This is a genomic window from Paenibacillus sp. J22P143 (genome assembly GCF_059692035.1).
This window is the reverse complement of sequence record NZ_JCAUAQ010000001.1, coordinates 618,825-636,923: the sequence shown is the minus strand read 5'-3', so window position 1 is coordinate 636,923 and position 18,099 is coordinate 618,825. Positions and strand designations below refer to the sequence as shown.

The 18,099-nt window shown below is 41.7% G+C and carries 9 protein-coding genes; 7 read left to right on the top strand and 2 right to left on the bottom strand.

Going from position 1 to position 18,099, the window contains the following annotated elements:
- Entirely contained in the window at positions 1–669 is a 669-nt protein-coding gene (locus tag AC58PQ_RS03100; protein WP_497240490.1) for a hypothetical protein, read from the top strand.
- Between the two features lie 56 nt (positions 670–725).
- On the opposite strand, the gene AC58PQ_RS03095 is transcribed toward AC58PQ_RS03100, so the two are convergent.
- Positions 726–2,534 carry a sensor histidine kinase gene (locus tag AC58PQ_RS03095; protein WP_497240489.1) on the bottom strand — a complete coding sequence of 603 codons (1,809 nt, stop codon included), beginning with the start codon at positions 2,532–2,534 and terminating at the stop codon, positions 726–728.
- Positions 2,531–4,120 carry a response regulator gene (locus AC58PQ_RS03090; RefSeq protein WP_497240488.1) on the bottom strand — a complete coding sequence of 530 codons (1,590 nt, stop codon included), beginning with the start codon at positions 4,118–4,120 and terminating at the stop codon, positions 2,531–2,533. The genes AC58PQ_RS03095 and AC58PQ_RS03090 overlap by 4 nt, the downstream gene beginning before the upstream one ends.
- 229 nt (positions 4,121–4,349) lie before the next feature.
- Between AC58PQ_RS03090 and AC58PQ_RS03085 the strand changes: the two genes are divergently transcribed.
- From AC58PQ_RS03085 to AC58PQ_RS03060, 6 genes are all read left to right on the top strand, one after another.
- On the top strand, positions 4,350–5,330 hold the full coding sequence (locus AC58PQ_RS03085; protein WP_497240487.1) for an ABC transporter permease: 981 nt from the start codon (positions 4,350–4,352) through the stop codon (positions 5,328–5,330).
- A gap of 35 nt (positions 5,331–5,365) precedes the next feature.
- Positions 5,366–6,259 (top strand): carbohydrate ABC transporter permease, encoded by an 894-nt coding sequence (locus AC58PQ_RS03080; RefSeq protein ID WP_497240486.1) that lies wholly within the window; start codon positions 5,366–5,368, stop codon positions 6,257–6,259.
- Between the two features lie 89 nt (positions 6,260–6,348).
- Positions 6,349–7,941, top strand: coding sequence for an ABC transporter substrate-binding protein (locus AC58PQ_RS03075; protein WP_497240485.1), 1,593 nt, complete (start codon positions 6,349–6,351; stop codon positions 7,939–7,941).
- 174 nt (positions 7,942–8,115) lie between these two features.
- A complete protein-coding gene (locus AC58PQ_RS03070) occupies positions 8,116–11,244 on the top strand; it encodes a DUF5054 domain-containing protein (protein ID WP_497240484.1) in 3,129 nt (1,042 codons plus the stop codon).
- 794 nt (positions 11,245–12,038) lie between these two features.
- Entirely contained in the window at positions 12,039–16,001 is a 3,963-nt protein-coding gene (locus AC58PQ_RS03065) for a right-handed parallel beta-helix repeat-containing protein (RefSeq protein WP_497240483.1), read from the top strand.
- 434 nt (positions 16,002–16,435) lie between these two features.
- The gene (locus tag AC58PQ_RS03060) at positions 16,436–18,031 is read left to right on the top strand and encodes an ABC transporter substrate-binding protein (protein ID WP_497240482.1); all 1,596 of its coding nucleotides are present in this window, start codon (positions 16,436–16,438) and stop codon (positions 18,029–18,031) included.
- Positions 18,032–18,099 lie beyond the last annotated feature (68 nt).

Here is an 18,099-nt window from a genome sequence, read left to right as displayed (position 1 = left end):
ATGCAAAGACTGCTGTTCTACTCACAAATGCGTAGAGGATCGGTTAGCGAGTTCAACCAAATTGTGAAAGATAATGCCGTAAAACTGCGTGAAGAATGGGAAACTGCGGGTCTTAGGCATGTCGCGGTATTCACTTGCGATCTGTATGTTTGCGTATATGCCGAGGTCGTAGATGATCCAGTTACACCAATATGGGGTTGGCCCGCTTCGTTCGATCGCTATCTGGAGAAGTGGCCAACGGAGCCTGATCAACATGTCAACACGAGTGAAACGCTGCATAGATGGGCGATCCCAATGATCGACGTGTTTCATGACGGCATGCCGGAAAGTGCCGAATCATGGCGTGGAAGTCATCCTGTAGAAGAGCGAATAGGCTCGATAGCGAGATTAAAACCAGAGATGGTCTCGAGCTATATTTTTTACCATTATCAGATGCAGGAAGAGACACCAAACAGTTTTAATCAAACGTATATGATTGGTAACCTTGGCAGACTGATATTCTCATATCATGAGTTGCCTGCTAGGGTAAATCCAGCGAGGCGTCAAGGCTTGTTGAGCACGCAACAAGCACCGGCTAATTGGCACGAGGTGATGTACCCTCATTTTGACCTATGGGAAGAAGAGATAGAGGCGCAGCAGATTTGGCGTAAAATGGAGCGATTGATGTGAAAAACAGCCGATTAGGAGTCAAGCGACTCTTAATCGGCTGTTTTATGTTCCGCGACTTACTCGATGTCTTCACTGTCAATTTTTTCAGGAATCACGATATATACTGCTAAGCCTCTGTGTAGATTTGATGAAATGAATACCCCATATTGATCGCCAAATAGTAATTTAATCCGTTGATTTAAGTTTTTCAAACCAATATGCTTCTCCTCTAAATTCACGCCGTTGGCCAGTTTTTGCTGAAGACTAATGAGTTGGTCCTCAGGCATACCTTGCCCATTATCGGAAACGGTGATGACGATTCCATCCGATGTTCGCAGTCCCGTAATAATAATCTGTCCTGGATTACGAGTAGGAATAATACCGTGCTGAAACGCATTTTCCAATAGCGGTTGAATGGAAATCTTTAATATTTGGCAAGCAAGAAGACTTCCTTCAATCTGCCAAATCACATCAAATTTATTCGGATATCTGGCTTGCATAATCTCCACATATTGCTTCGCATGTTGGATCTCATCGCTTAGCTCAGTTAGCGGATTATCGGTATCCAGACTGCGTCTTAGCAGATCTGAGAGTGCTGTAACCATCTTCGACACGTTATTATGTCCCTTCGTTAATTCAATCGCAAGATACTTTATCGTTTCCAAGGTGTTGTACAAGAAATGCGGTGTCGTCTGATTTTGCAAAGCAATCGTTTGAGCCTTCCGTAAGGAATGCATGCGGAGCTGCAGCTCTTGTTCAAGACCTCGTTTGGCATCTATGGTTCTGAATATCGAATTGGTAATTGTTCTCACCTCGTTCCATTTGCTTTTCTCGCTGGTGTCCATGAGAGGCTCTAACTTTTCCTGATCTTCAATCATAGACATGATCTGATTCACAGGTGAGAATGTTTTAATTGAGATCAATAAGGAAACAACGAAGACGATGATCCCGCCAATTGCAAAAAACAAATACAAAAATGTTCGCAGATCTTCCATTTTCTGTTCATAATTATTGAGAGGTAACAACGAGATATAAGTTAAATTGTTATACTCAGAGGGTAGCACGGATACAATATATTTCTGTTTGTGAATGGTTTTAATCAAGGTGTTTGGGGCAGTGATATTAGCAAGGACATCCGCGCTATTCAGCAGATCGATATCATGGATATTGGACATAAATTCAGACCGATTATTACTATAAGCCACCACATCTCCACGCAAGATGTACGTGTTTTCAAATTGTTCACCTGTTTGAAATAAATAATTACGAAGCTCTTCGATATCAATATTCGCGGTTACAGCTCCAATTCTAGTGTTATAGAAATAAGAAGGCAGCGTAAAGGAAATGAAGTATGGATACGTATCGTTCCGTTTTCGTAAATCCAAATAAGACCGGTTGCTGTCCATTTTCTGATAGACGGATTTATGCCAGGTTTTGTCATCAAAATCTGCTAAGGTTGAGTCAAATCGATTGGAAAGCATGTACGAATTCCTCTCCGAATACACGTACAGGGAATCCATGTATTTGATGGAACGTGTGAACATCGAAATCTTATCATGGATCGTCTTCATTTTGGAATTGAGCGTATTATTGTCCGAGGGAGAAAGCATGAAGGAAGCGATATCATCTTGATAAGTCAATTCCAGCGAAACTCGCTCCATTTGTTTAAAAATGGTCTCGATACTGTCTTTCACGCGGTACAGTGAATTCATGTTCACACCGCTGATTTCTGTCTCAATCGCTTTATTCATTTGAACATACGTAACAATGCTTAAACCTGTAAAAGGAACAATCACTAGGAGGAAAATCAAGATTAAACTTTTGATAAAGAGACTTTGAAACTTGTACATTCGGACAGCTTGTATTAAATTGCGGTTTGTTTTCATGATTCATTACCTTGTGAACGCAAGCTTTGTTGTCGAATGTAATCCTTAGGACTGACACCTGTTGTTTGTTTGAACAAGCGGGCAAAGTATTTACTATTGAGATAGCCAACCTTTTCCGTGATCTCGTGAATTTTATATTGACGGGATTCTAACAATTCAATCGCTTTTTGAATCCGCAATTGGGTTAAATAATCAATATAATTGATACCTAATGCTTGCTTGAAGATTCGGCTAAAATAAATATGATTCAAGAAAACATGATTAGCGACCTCTTCGAGCGATAAATCCCGATGAAAGTTCTGTAAAATGTATTTTTGCGCTGCCTCGACAATCAGAGTGGCATTCGATTCTTTCGTATTTACATTGAGAACCATAAGATTATTGATATACTGCTTGGCCCATCTGCGGATTTCCTCCAAATCGTTGATTTCAATAACAGCATGGTAATTATGAGCGGTCTCATGCGGAATCTTACCAACTTGTCCGCGATCCGCGTAATATCGGAATACCATTGCAAACAGATCCATAATCAAACGATGAACAAATGAGATTGGCAAATTGCGAAATTCGTCCATGAATCGATCAAGTAGGCTCATGGTATTCTCAATTTGGCTGTCTGTAATATGCGCCATGAATAGCTTGTACTTCCCTAGCAGATTGTCATATTCGCTCGGCTCCAACCGATCTTTTCCACGCGTTTCTTCATAAACAAGCTTTAACGGTACGCTAAATTGAGCTAATTCAACTAGGTTATGAAATGTAGCTGTCACGTGATAACGAATCTCGATATCAAAATTGCTTCGGATTCGGGAAATAATTTCATTCAACTCTGTATCGAGTTGCTTACGCAGGTCCTCCAGTGTTACTGCATGATTAGGAAAAGCAAGTAATTTCATCCCCTGATATTCATTGAAGACAGCCTTATACAAGAAATTAGCATTTTCAGCAAGGAAAATGCTTTTTAACGAATAGGTTATCTTTTCTGGCTTAATGGTCAGCTTCTCAGGCTCACATAGCTCTAAGTCAATTAAAGCGCAAGGACAATGGCCTGGGTCTAGGGAAAGCGATAATAATTGAACTCGTTTATGAAGCTCATTCGTATTCCGCAAGGCCCCCATCACGAGATCGGTATAAAATTGCTCTTTCAATAAAGGAAGAAGCTCATCAAATCGTACAGATTGCTGTTGCTGTTGGATAGAAGCACTCTTCTGTTGATCTAACTTCTGCTTCAAGTTCTGAAATACATCCGTAATTACGTCATATTTCGTCGGCTTTAACAAATAATTCTCTACATTATACGCTATGGCTTGTTGGGCATATTCGAAATCTTTATAACCGCTAATAATAATGACACGAATCTGCGGATAGTTCTCATATATATGCTTGGCTAGTTGGATTCCGTTAATCTCCGCCATTCGAATATCAGTTAGTACAATGTCAACCTCATGGGTTTTCAAATATTCGATGGTCTCTTTACCGTCCTCGAAATCAGCGACGATCTGAAACCCAAGTGATTCCCAATCTAGAAAATATCTCAGCCCTCTGCGTACAATCTCTTCGTCGTCAACCAGAATAAGCTTGTACATGTTACGCCATCCTCTCTATGTTTTCACTTCATTATAACGCAATGATATGTCGATATTGGTGTCGTTCTGGCGATATTGTAAGGATTAGTTGAAAAAAGTTACTTTAATTGCTTTAAGTAACTTCTTCCTATTTATTTCCGCAACTTCGTAACCGTATCTTTAATTTGGCTCCCTATTCAATTATACCCCTATTTCGTAAAATTAAAGTAAGCAAAGGGGGAAACGACACATGAGAGAAACTGCACTACATAGCGTGACAGATAAGTCGACAATTGAAACAATGACGAAGCCACTTAGACGGAATACATTAAAAAGATTGGTTAAAGAGAATATAGCCTTATTTCTCCTAACCTTACCGGCAATTCTATATTACCTTATTTTTCACTATACACCGATGGTTGGTGTCATACTCGCATTTAAAGATTATAAATATGCCGACGGTATTTTCGGTAGTGAATGGATTGGATTCAAAAACTTTGAATTCTTCTTTACGTCCATGGATGCATGGCGAATTACAAGGAATACTGTAAGTTATGCTGGTGTATTTATCGTCTTGGGTAATATGGCGGCTGTTACAGTTGCGCTCTTGCTGTTCGAGGTTCGTGGGAAATTGGCTTTGAAATTCTATCAAACATCCATGATTATGCCGAAATTTTTATCTTGGGTTTTAGTCGGATATATGACGTACGCGCTATTTAATCCTACTTTGGGTTATTTCAACCAATTGATCCAATTCTTCGGATTTGAATCCATTGACGTTTACTCGAATTCCAAGTATTGGCCTTACATCATCGTCTCTGTGGAAGTTTGGAAAACAGTTGGATTAAGCTCCATTATCTATTACGCGGCTTTAATGAGCGTTGATCCAGAATTGTTCGAAGCTGCCAAAATTGACGGGGCAGGGCGAATCAGACAAATATTCGCGATTTCACTTCCGTCGCTTACGCCTGTTTTAACGATTATCATCATTCTTGCAATCGGCAATCTCTTCAGAGGAGATTTTGGATTGTTCTATCAAATTCCAAGGGATATCGGCGTGCTTTATCCAACAACGGATGTTATTGACACTTATGTTTACCGTGGCTTGCGTGCAGGGGACTTCGGGATTTCAGCTGCTGTAGGATTGTTCCAATCGGTTGTCGGACTTATTCTTATCTTCATCAGCAACTGGATTGTTACGAAAATAAGACCAGAAAATGCTTTATTCTAAATTACAAAAAAAGCGTAAGAAGGAGGCAGATCAGAATGCCTAAGTCGTTATCTAATAATATCGGCAATACGTTGATTCATGTGTTCTTGATTCTATTAAGTTTAGCGTTTATCATACCATTTCTTCTCGTTATTTCCGTCTCATTCTCCAATGAGGAATCGTTGCTGCAATATGGATATAAGTTAATCCCTGTTCAGTTTGATCTGTCGGCATATAAACTCATATTCGGAAAGCCGCAGCAAATCTTGTTTGCTTACCTAACGACTTCCGTTCAGGCGGTTGGCGGCATGATTTGTGGATTGTTTGTCATGTCCACTTGTGCATATGCGTTATCTAGAAGGAGTTTTAAACTTCGCAAACCAATTACTTTGTTTATTTTCTTCACCATGCTATTCGGTGGGGGACTTATTCCAAGCTATATTCTCATTACGCAGTATCTTCATCTCAATAATACGATCTTTGTGTATATTCTACCGACGCTGGCAAATGCTTTCTATATCATTATTTTACGTACATTCTTTCAAGGCTTGCCTGATGCCCTTGTTGAATCGGCCAAAATGGATGGTGCTAGTGAATTTCGAGTCTTTTGGCAAATCATTCTTCCGCTGGCTAAACCAGCTCTTGCAACCATCGCGTTGTTCGTGCTGCTAGACAAATGGAATGATTGGTTTACATCCTTGATTTATATTCGTAATGAGAAACTCTACACCTTGCAATTCCTGTTGCAACGGATTTTGATGGAAATCGATTTCCTCAAAAATTCTATGACCTATAACTTGGATATGGAAAATGTAAATCTGTACAAACTTCCGTCTGAATCCATCCGATTTGCTATGGCGATCGTGGCGGCAGGACCTCTTCTTATGGTGTTTCCATTCTTCCAGAAATACTTCTCAAAAGGACTTACGGTTGGTGCAGTCAAAGGTTAATTACTTGTTTATACCAGTTCTGGAGCAGTTGAGAAGTTCCAGAACTGTATAATAAATTATGTAAGCAGATTGAAAGGGGAAAAACACAGATGAAAATGCTTAATACTGTATTTACCAAAACGATTCTTCTAAGTATGACAACTGCTTTAATAATTACGGGGTGCGGCAAAACAAGTACAAGCACGCCATCGGCTTCTTCGAATACAACACCTGCAGCAACAGCAGCAGCAAAGCCCGTTACATTGAAGTTTGTTACGATGGGTCCTGGTAAACAAGCTGATTCGCAAGAGGTTTATGATGAGTTTAACAAGAAATTGGCAACATTATTGCCAAATACGAAGGTAGAATTCGTGCCAATGACTCAAGCGGAATACGCTGAGAAATGGAAGCTAATGGCTGCTTCATCCGAAGAGATTGACATTGCATGGACAGGATTTGTATTGGATTATCCAGGTGAAGTGAGTAAAGGTTCTTATATCGAATTGGATGCATTGGTTGATAAATATGCACCGGAAATTAAGAAAGAGATTCCTGCTTGGGTATTGGACCGTGCTCGTGTAAATGGTAAATTGTATGCGATTCCAAACTATCAACAAGCCGTAGATAACCGTCCAACGCTGCGTGTACCGAAAGAATTTATTGATAAAGGATATATCGATCCGAAAGCAGCACAAGAAACTTTCTATAAAACGGGTCCTGCATCTAAGGAATCTTTAGCAGTGATCGGAGACTATCTAGAGAAATTGAAGCAAAACAACCAATTACGCAAAGGGTTTAGCCCGAATGTTCTTACAAGTATGCAGCATCACAACATCTTAACACCAACGTTCAAATTAGTAGGTGATTTGAAAGACCCGAAAAGCCTAAAAGTTGTGAACTGGTATGACACGCCACAAGAGCAGAACTTTATCAAAACGATGACGGATTGGTATGCGAAAGGTTACATTCGTAAAGATATGTTGAGCTTGCAAAATCAACGTCAAGATGAAGGTAAGCCAGACGGAAATGTTGCTTGGTTCCATACGATCGTTGGCAGTGTTGAAGATGCATCGAAGACGGATTCTACAAGATATGGTTTCCCAATTCAGCTAATTCCAATGGAAGAGAAGTATGTCATCTCCAACTTGTCCGATTCCACGAACTTAGCGATTACAAGAACATCTAAAAATCCTGATCGCGCTATGCAGCTTATTAATTTGTTAGATACGGCTAAGGGGAAAGATCTTTATAACCTTCTCGTATGGGGTATTGAAGGCAAGCATTACAAGAAAACTGGGGACAATAAAATTGAAACCATTGGTTACACGGGGCAAGGAACAGCAGATGCTAAATATGGCACATTTGCCTATGCAATGGGAAATACAGCGAATAGCTTCGAAACACAAGCTCAAGCACCTAATTTTACGAAAACTTGGCAAGATACGAATGCCGGAGCAACCGTTTCACCATTACTTGGTTATAAACCTAATCTGGATTCAATCAAAACAGAACTTGCACAAATTGCAGCAGTTGTTAAAGAATATGCTGGTACAGGTTCCGCGCTTGTCCTAGAATCAGGAGCACTTGCTGACTCTGACAAGAAATATGCAGAATTCATTGACAAAATGAAAAAAGCAGGTTCAGACAAAGTGGTAGCTGAACTGCAAAAACAAGTTGATGAGTTCTTTAAAACTAAAAAATAGTTATCAATTAAAAATCCGCCGAGAAAAGTTAAGAAGTTTCTCGGCGGATTTTCTTTAAAGCTATTGATAAAGAGAAATGTTTTGCCAAGATGGGATTACTTGGAGGAGAAAAATTTACAATGAATAAAATTACAGCGGTATTAATCGGCGCAGGGCATAGAGGGGCAGGATCTTATGCTCCCTATGGCATTGAGTCATCCAGAGGATATTCAGTTCGTTGTTGTTGCAGATACGGATTTAGAGAGAAGAGAACATTTTCAGAAAACCCATAACATCCCAAGCGAAGGTTGTTATTCGAACTGGGAGGAGCTATTGGCAGGACCAAAGCTCGCAGATGCCATATTGATTTGCACACAGGACAAAATACACTTCGGGCCGACGATCCAAGCTTTGGAAAAAGGCTATCACGTTCTCTTGGAAAAACCGATGTCACCTGATCCGTTAGAATGCTTAATTATGGGCGAATATGCCAAGAAGTATAATCGGGTTTTTTCAGTTTGCCATGTACTTCGTTATACGGACTTTTTCGCGACACTCAAGAAGCTCATCACGGACGGCAGGGTTGGCAAGCTAGTTTCGATTCAGCATACGGAAAAAGTGGGGCACACACATCAAGCCCACAGCTTTGTCAGAGGCAACTGGAGGGACTCAGAAACTTCCAGTCCGATGATCTTAGCCAAGAGCTGTCATGATATGGACATCCTGCAATGGCTGATTGATGAAGAATGCACCAAAGTGTCTTCATTCGGTTCATTGCTCCATTTTCGAAAAGAAAACGCCCCAGAGGGTGCACCTAAACACTGCTTGGACGGATGCCCGGTTCAAGATGAATGCCCTTATTTTGCCCCCAAACAGTATATCGGTAGAGAAGGTTGGGTTGGCGACGTGCTACGTTCTGTCGTCAGCAACGATACTAGCGATGAAGGTGTGCTTAGATCTCTGAAGGATGGACCGTATGGAAGATGCGTCTATCATTGCGATAACAATGTAGTTGATCATCAAGTGGTTAACATGGAGTTCGAGAGCGGAGTGACCGTCGCGTTCACGATGAGCGCATTTATTGCAGGAGGAGGCCGCTCATTATATATTATGGGTACGCATGGCCAAATCAGAGCGGATATGGTGAAGAACGAAATTGAAGTGATAAGCTTAGTCACCCAGGAAAGAGGCTATCAAATCATGACAATCAAAAACGTACATGTCATATTCAAAACTCACTTAGATTTAGGATTTACAGATTTGGCCGCGACGGTAGTCGACAAATATATGAATCAATTCATTCCGGCGGCGTTGAAGCTGGCGGATGAGCTTGACAAAAAGGATGGGAGGCCCTCTTTTATATGGACGACCGGATCCTGGCTCGTGGATCAGTATTTGAGAAAGGCTTCTGAAGTGGAAAAGAAAAAGATGGAAGAGGCGATTGCGAAGGGACATATTACATGGCACGGCCTTCCTTTTACGACACATACTGAGCTCATGGATCCGAAATTGTTGGAATTTGGACTTGACATCTCCGGTCGGTTGGATCGGCAGTACGGCAAGAAGACGATTGCATCCAAACTGACGGATGTTCCTGGGCATACCCTTGCCATGGTGCCTTATTTGGCACGCGCGGGTATCAGGTATCTGCATATCGGTGTTAATCCTGCATGTACCCGGCCGGAGGTACCGGAAATATTTGTTTGGCGCGCGCGGGACGGGTCGGAAATTATCGTGCAATATGCCAATGATTACGGGCAGGTATTCGAACTGGACGAATTTCACGATGCGCTTGTATTTGCCCATACGGGAGACAACAACGGCCCTCCGACCGCGGAAGAGATTCATGCGGAATACCGGCGGTTGGCGGAGCAATACCCTGGGGCTTGCATTCAGGCATCAACTTTGGATCGTTTTGCAGAGAAGCTTTGGGAACGCAAAGATCGGTTGCCGGTCGTTACGGAGGAAATTGGGGATACGTGGATTTATGGGGTGGCTTCCGATCCAATGAGGGTAGCTCAATATCGCGAGCTGCTCCGTTTACGGGATAAATGGCTGCAGGAAGGACAATTGGATATGCAAAGCGAGGAATATATGCAATTTTCCAGCAGCCTTCTCATGGTGCCGGAGCATACCTGGGGCTTGGACGAGAATAAGTATCTGTGTGACTACCGCAACTACGCGAAATCTGATTTTCGAGCGGCCAGGAAAGCCAATCGGGTCGACAGCAGCAGCGTTCCAGATAAATTTCAACACATGGCCAAACAGGGTGATAAAGGTTTTGTGTTACATCAAGGGGCTACACCGGAGGAGAAGCCAGAACTTCGCAATTACTCTTATTTTGAGAGTTCTTGGGATGAACAGCGGGGTTATGTTCGCGGCGCTATTGCAGCCTTAAAGGGCTTGCGAAAGGTAGAAGCGGAGAAAGCGCTTGAACTATTGGTTACTTCAAGACAGGCGGTGGACCTCGGAACAATGAAGGAATCGATTGCACCTTATCGTCGCATTCAACTTGGCGGGTTCCAAGTTGTCTTTGATCACGAAGGTTCGATTAAGAAATTAACGGACGCGAAGGGAAAAGTATGGGCAGACGAAGCAAATCGTTTGGGCGTGTATCGATATGAAACCTTCAGTTCGGAGTGCTACAACTCATGGCTTCCGCAATATATGATTAAGTACCCTGAAATGCATGTCTGGGCGGAACCGGCTATGGCCAAGCCCGGTATGCAATTGGTTGTCCCGAAAGTGCGGCATGAGCTTTATGCCCCCGAATTAGGTCAGCTTTATCTTGTCCGAAGTGAAACAACGGATCAGATTTGGGCAGAGCTAACGATGCCTGAGGAAGCTGTAAGGGATTATGGAGCTCCTGGAAAGATTGCCATTGAATATACATTTTATAAAGATAAGCCAGTGATTGACGTTACCTTGAACTGGTGGGACAAGGACGCTAATCGATTGCCGGAAGCAAGCTGGTTTTCCTTCGTGCCACTCGTCGATAGTCCAAATCAATGGAAGATGGATAAGTTGGGCGAACATATTTCTCCATTAAATGTCGTAAAGAACGGGAACCGGAACATGCATGGCGTGGGCAGCGGAATTTATTACGATGGGGCGGACGGAAGATTGGTCATAGAGACATTGGATTCCCCTCTGGTTTGTCCGGGGGAAAAACGTTTGCTGCAATTCGATAATACGCTTGCTCCGCTCGAGGGTGGTTTTCATTTTAATCTGCATAACAACGTTTGGGGTACCAATTTTAGGATGTGGTTTGAAGAAGATATGAAATTTCGATTCCGTTTGACAATGCAGTCAAACCGGATGTAAGGTGAACTTTTAGTTCAGTGAGTATGGTAATATCTCCTCATGGTAGACAGTGAAAAAAGAGTACATGTTATTATCTGTACTCATCTAAGAACCTGACATTTTGAAAAAGGAGATTATCATAAAGGTAAATGACAGTATTCAGATTCCTCTTCTGCCTGGTGAATGTTGGTGGGGAGGCAAGGTAAGCGACGGACAGTCCATGCCTTACGGAGAAACGCCTATCTCCTCAGACTTAACTGTAACACTCGACATGAATCAAGGTTGTCCATTGTTGATTTCCAATCGCGGGCGCTATTAGTAGCTGAACTTCAAAAGCAAGTTGACGAGTTCTTTAAAACTAAGAAATAATTTGAAGTAAAACTGTAATTATTAAGAATCTTATTAAACCGTCCTGATTTTTCCGAGGACGGTTTTTTTTGCGCTAAGTTAGGAACTTTTCAGATATAGCAATAAAAGTTAAAAATGATCACTTTAGTTGATTTTAGTATTCATTATTGTCGAAAAAAGCAATTTCGTATCCGAATCTTTAATTTAACTCCCTATTCAGCTGTGCACTTTTTGCGTAAAATTTTGGTAATTAGATACAGGAACTGGTTCATTAGCATCACCTTAGATAACTATACAAACGCTGGCGATCATATCCGTATTTTATTTAAACAGATTGAAAGGGGAAAATAAAAAAATGAAAACGCTTAATACTGTTGCAAGACGATTCTTCAAAGTATGACAACTGCATGAATAATTACAGAGTGAGGGTCCTGGCAAGCAAGCCCAATTTAAAGCTGGAGGTCAAAATGAAAGCCTATTCAAATAAAACAATTTCCGTTCTTCTTTCTTGTATACTGGTATTCGCAATGTTTGTAGGAGTTATTCCTGCTCAACCTGTAAGTGCGGCAGCAGGAACTATGTTTTATGTGTCTACACTAGGCAGCGATACAACTGGAGATGGATCGTCAAACTCCCCTTGGGCAACAATGGAGAAAGCACGAGATTATATTCGCACGAACGGCTTGAATACGAACATGACAAGTGATATTGTTGTGAACATTGCAGCTGGGGACTATTATATGTCTAGCACAATTCAGTTCACGGAAGCCGATTCCGGCTCTAACGGCTTTAATGTTATTTATAAAAATAAAGATGCAGTAGGTAGTGCCCATTTTATTGGTGGCACACCGATATCAGGCTGGCAACAGCATTCCGGCAACATTTATAAAGCTCATGTAGGAACAGGTTGGAGGTTCGACACGCTTTATGAGAATGGGAACAGAGCCATTAAAGCTCGGTTTCCTAATTACGTTCCCGATGATAACTACAAAACTGCGAAAGCGCCTTATCTATACAGCGTAGGAGTGGCATCGTCCTCTACGGTAATCGAATATAAAACGGGTGATGGCATTCCTAGTATGTCCAACATTAGCGATGCCCAAGTATTTATTTGGCCAGGTGGTGGGTCTAAGTGGGCTTGGTTCACGGATACGGTACCGATTTCATCGATCAACACAACGAGTAGGCAAATTACACTTACTCAATCAACCCGTTATGTCATCGGAGCTGGTACCAGATATTTCATCCAAGGGGCTCTAGAACTGCTTGATCAACCAGGCGAATTCTACTTGGATACGACTGCAGGTGATTTGTACTACTGGGCGAAGGATGGAGCGATTGACGGACAGACCATTATTGCTCCGAAGGTAAAACAGATTATTGCGCTTCAAGGTGCTTCAGAAAGCAGCCTAATTCATCATATTCAGTTTGATGGTCTAACTCTGGAAGATACGGATTTTACAAATTGGTACAGACATGCCTATGTAAAAAATGGTGACTCTGGTGAAGGGCACCTTCACCCTGAGTACGATCGCCAAATGACCATGCCGCAGCATCGGACAGGTATGTTATTTTTGACTAATGCAGACAATATAAAAATTACAAATTCACATTTCAAAAATGCCGGTTATTCCGCGATATATGCCATGTTTTACAATCAGCATCATACTATTTCCGGAAACTTGATTGAACATGTAGGCCACTCTGGTGTTTACTTCGAAGGCAAATACCCGGGTGAAGGCGATGTAAGTAAAAACAATTTAATAACAAATAACGTTATTCACGATCTCGGGGAGCTCGTCGGCAATGCTTCCGGTGTATACATGATGAATAGCGGCAGTAATGAGGTTTCATATAGTACCATCTATAATTCACCACGTTATGCGGTTGTATTTGATGCGTACGTAGGTATGCCAAGTTCGGATGTATATGTCCACGATAACGTGATGAAGTATTTAAAGATTTTCAATATGAATCAGGATAGTGGAGATACAGGTCCAGTTTATGCCTGGGGACTTAGCAAGGTTGCCCCGTATCTGACAAATACAGTAGAGCAAGTAACAATTGATAATGTGTCTGCACATCCATCGATGCAGGACCAAGCACCGAACGGTGTTTTTATGGATAATGAATCGTTTGGACAAATTTTCAAAAACGTTAAAGTATCCAATACGCAAAACGCACCATTCCGGTCGAATCCTGCATTTCCCTTGGATCAGTTCAATTCCTTTTCCACCACAAATGTAAGCTGGAAACCAGGTTTTGATGAAAGTCTTATGGATTATGCGAATATTGGTACTAAAGCAAACTTCCCTTATACCGTAACACCTAGTTTAACAGCTACATATAACGGGACTGTCGGAAATATTTATTGGAGCCTTGTACCGAATGCCGTAAGCTATGATGTTTATCGTTCAAACGTCAAGGGAGGTCCCTATACGACCCTCGTGTGTAGTGCGATCACTGCAACTTCATGCGTCGATGCGACGGTTGCTGAAGGAAATACCTATTATTACGTCATGAAATCCCGCAACTCTAGTGGTGCGACGAGCGAAAATTCATTAGAAGCTAAATTAAAGGTTGATAATTCGTTCGATGGATTTGAGAATGGTCTTGGCATCTGGGCCCCTGTTCCTAATTTACCTTCCGGCCAAAAAGGCACGCCAACTCTGAGCGATGTCCAAGCCCATTCTGGCTCTATGAGCTACCTTATTAATGAAGACATGGATGCGATCCAACGAATCTTTCCTTCTTCTCAGAATAAAGTCGTCTCTATGTGGTTCTACGATACGCTAGCAGCACCAAGCTCGCAGCAGAATGTAGCCTATGTCGACGATGGTTCTAGTACTACTGCTAACAGTAGAGGAATCGGTGTCGACAAGAGTAAACCAACGAAATACATATATAAAATCGGCGCTAATACTTATGCCTCAACCATTAATCGAACTGTAGGTTGGCATCAATTTACATTTGATTATAGTTCGGGAGCAAAGTTGGATTTGTACATCGATGGAACTTATGTGTTCTCTCCGACGGGAGTTTCGGCCTTTAAGCGTATACAAATTGGCGATCAAACGTCGAGCATCGGGTCTGTAGCGCAAACAGCTTACTATGATGACGTGAGAATAGATACGACCCTGCCAGTTGGATCGATTTCTGTAAGTGGGGCAAGCGGAGCGAATGCGATCACTGCTAAAGATGGCACACTGCAAATGCAGACTGCTGTTCTGCCAGCGACTGCTCCTAATCAAATATTAACGTGGAGTGTCTACGAAGCAGATGGTGTCACGGTAACGGATAAAGCGACGATTGATGCTAATGGGTTACTTACAGCAATCAAAGACGGAACTGTACAAGTAGTTGCAGTAGCGACTGACAATAGCTTCGCCAAAGGTTCCACTACGATTACGATTAGCGGACAAACGCCGAACAAAACAGTACTTATTGCGAAAATTACAGAAGCTCAAGCGTTAAATAGCAATAGCTACACACCTGTTTCCTGGGCTTCACTGCAAACCATCTTGAATAATGCTGTCAACGTAAACAATGATGCAAATGCGACACAAGCGCAGGTCGATACGGCGGCTAGTAATTTGCAGATTGCTATTTCAGGGCTGCAAATTAATCAAGTAGCTCAATTGAAGGGTCCAGCTTCCGTAGTAGCCGGGGAGTCTCTAAGCATGACTTATAGCTTATCAAATGTAATCGCAAGCGTTTACGCCCAAGATCTTACAGTCAACTTCAATCCGGGACAACTGCAATTTGTGTCTGCGGAGTCGCTTGTTGCGGGAATATCAGTTGTTGGACAATCCAACGCTGCCGGATCAGTAAGAATTCTTACAGCAGCTACAGGATCGAGTATTTCGGTTGCAGGAACGATGGATGTTCTGAAGCTGAACTTCCAGACAAAACGGATTGACCAAACTGTAATCAGCTCTATTTACTTAAATAATGTTGTCGTTGCTGATGTATATGGTGATGAAACACCATTAAATAGCGATTCAGCCTTCAACGTTCAGCTTACCGTTCCGGTTGTGGATAGAACGGAGCTAAACGCGAAGATCGCGGGAGCCCAGGCGAAAGTCGATACAGCATTGATTAGCCCAACAAGATGGGGACATTATTCCCAGGATGCTGTCGATGCGTTAAAAGCTGTGATTAGCAATGCACGTGCAGTTACCAACGATGTCAACACCACTCAGGCTCAAGTAGACCAGGCTGTCATCAACTTAAATGCAGCATTGGCAACATTTACGGGAGCGGTGAATACGAGAGTAAGTATTGGTGATTTGGCTCTATTATCAAAAAATTATGGGGCAACCTCCGGCCGTTCCGATTGGACTTCGCTTCAAATGTATGACCTTAATCATGACAACAAGTTAGATATCATCGACCTTGCTGCCATGGCTAGAAAGATTCTTGGACAGTGAGTCACTTTGGGGTTTGACTCCGTTCATTTGTTGTTCGCGGCTTGGGACTTAAGCTAGAAAGCGGTGCGACTTCTGAAGTGGCAGCCATTATTCAGCGACTATTGCAGAAATCGAAACTAATCTAGCATGTAGTGTACACGATATGCTGTAAAACGGAGGGCACTCATTATAGAGTGTCCTCCGTTTATTTTTAAACGCTAATTGTCGAATTAGCTCGTTCGTAAAGCCATCCTATGACTTTAAAGCACGAATTTGGTCAATTTCTTAGGTATATAGCAATGGAAGTTTAAAAACATTACCTTAGTTGATTTTAGTGTACTTTTTTTTCGAACAAATCAATTTAGTAGTCTTATCTTTAATTTGACTCCCTATTCAGCTAATAATTATTTTCGTAAAATTTAAGTAAGAAATAGATTGAAAGGGGAACAACATAGATGAAAACGCTTAATACTATATTTACCAAAACGATTCTTCTAAGTATGACAACTGCTTTAATAATTACGGGGTGTGGCAAAACAAGTACAAGCACGCCATCGGCTTCTTCGAATACAACACCTGCAGCAACAGCAGCAGCGGCAAAGCCTGTTACATTGAAGTTTGTTACGATGGGTCCTGGTAAACAAGCCGATTCGCAAGAGGTTTATGATGAGTTTAACAAGAAATTGGCAACATTATTGCCAAATACGAAGGTAGAATTCGTGCCAATGACTCAAGCGGAATATGCTGAGAAATGGAAGCTAATGGCTGCATCATCTGAAGAGATTGACATTGCATGGACTGGATTTGTATTGGATTATCCAGGTGAAGTGGGCAAAGGTTCTTATATCGAATTGGATGCTTTGGTTGATAAGTATGCACCGGAAATTAAGAAAGAGATTCCTGCTTGGGTATTGGACCGTGCTCGTGTAAATGGTAAATTGTATGCGATTCCAAACTATCAACAAGCCGTAGATAACCGTCCAACACTGCGTGTACCGAAAGAATTTATTGATAAAGGATATATCGATCCGAAAGCAGCACAAGAAACATTCTATAAAACGGGTCCTGCATCAAAAGAATCTTTAGCAGTAATCGGAGACTATCTAGAGAAATTGAAGCAAAACAATCAATTGCGCAAAGGGTTTAGCCCGAATGTTCTTACAAGTATGCAGCATCACAACATCTTAACACCAACGTTCAAATTAGTAGGTGATTTGAAAGACCCGAAAAGCCTAAAAGTTGTGAACTGGTATGACACGCCGCAAGAGCAGAACTTTATCAAAACGATGACGGATTGGTATGCGAAAGGTTACATTCGTAAAGATATGTTGAGCTTGCAAAATCAACGTCAAGATGAAGGTAAGCCAGACGGAAACGTTGCTTGGTTCCATACGATCGTTGGCAGTGTTGAAGATGCATCGAAGACGGATTCTACAAGATATGGTTTCCCAATTCAGCTAATTCCAATGGAAGAGAAGTATGTCATCTCCAACTTGTCCGATTCCACGAACTTAGCGATTACAAGAACATCGAAAAACCCTGACCGCGCAATGCAGCTTATTAATTTGTTAGATACAGCTAAGGGGAAAGATCTTTATAACCTTCTCGTATGGGGGATTGAAGGCAAGCATTACAAGAAAACTGGGGACAATAAAATTGAAACCATTGGTTACACGGGGCAAGGTACAGCAGATGCTAAATATGGCACATTTGCCTATGCAATGGGAAATACAGCTAATAGCTTCGAAACACAAGCTCAAGCACCTAATTTTACGAAAACTTGGCAAGATACGAATGCCGGAGCAACCGTTTCACCATTACTTGGTTATAAACCTAATCTGGATTCAATCAAAACAGAACTTGCACAAATCGCAGCAGTTGTTAAAGAATATGCAGGTACAGGTTCCGCGCTAGTTCTAGAATCAGGAGCACTTGCTGACTCTGACAAAAAATATGCAGAATTCATTGAAAAAATGAAAAAAGCAGGTTCAGACAAAGTAGTAGCTGAATTACAAAAACAAGTAGACGAGTTTTTTAAAACTAAGAAATAATTTGAAGTAATTGGATGGAATGAAAGGAGTCATTGCTTATTAAGAAGCAATGACTCGCTTTCACTTCC

Bases quoted from the DNA above. Each gene is read 5' to 3' on its own strand.
- AC58PQ_RS03100 (WP_497240490.1), top strand. From the start codon at position 1: ATGCAAAGACTGCTGTTCTACTCACAAATGCGTAGAGGATCGGTTAGC.
- AC58PQ_RS03095 (WP_497240489.1), bottom strand. From the start codon at position 2,534: ATGAAAACAAACCGCAATTTAATACAAGCTGTCCGAATGTACAAGTTT.
- AC58PQ_RS03090 (WP_497240488.1), bottom strand. From the start codon at position 4,120: ATGTACAAGCTTATTCTGGTTGACGACGAAGAGATTGTACGCAGAGGG.
- AC58PQ_RS03085 (WP_497240487.1), top strand. From the start codon at position 4,350: ATGAGAGAAACTGCACTACATAGCGTGACAGATAAGTCGACAATTGAA.
- AC58PQ_RS03080 (WP_497240486.1), top strand. From the start codon at position 5,366: ATGCCTAAGTCGTTATCTAATAATATCGGCAATACGTTGATTCATGTG.
- AC58PQ_RS03075 (WP_497240485.1), top strand. From the start codon at position 6,349: ATGAAAATGCTTAATACTGTATTTACCAAAACGATTCTTCTAAGTATG.
- AC58PQ_RS03070 (WP_497240484.1), top strand. From the start codon at position 8,116: ATGCTCCCTATGGCATTGAGTCATCCAGAGGATATTCAGTTCGTTGTT.
- AC58PQ_RS03065 (WP_497240483.1), top strand. From the start codon at position 12,039: ATGAAAGCCTATTCAAATAAAACAATTTCCGTTCTTCTTTCTTGTATA.
- AC58PQ_RS03060 (WP_497240482.1), top strand. From the start codon at position 16,436: ATGAAAACGCTTAATACTATATTTACCAAAACGATTCTTCTAAGTATG.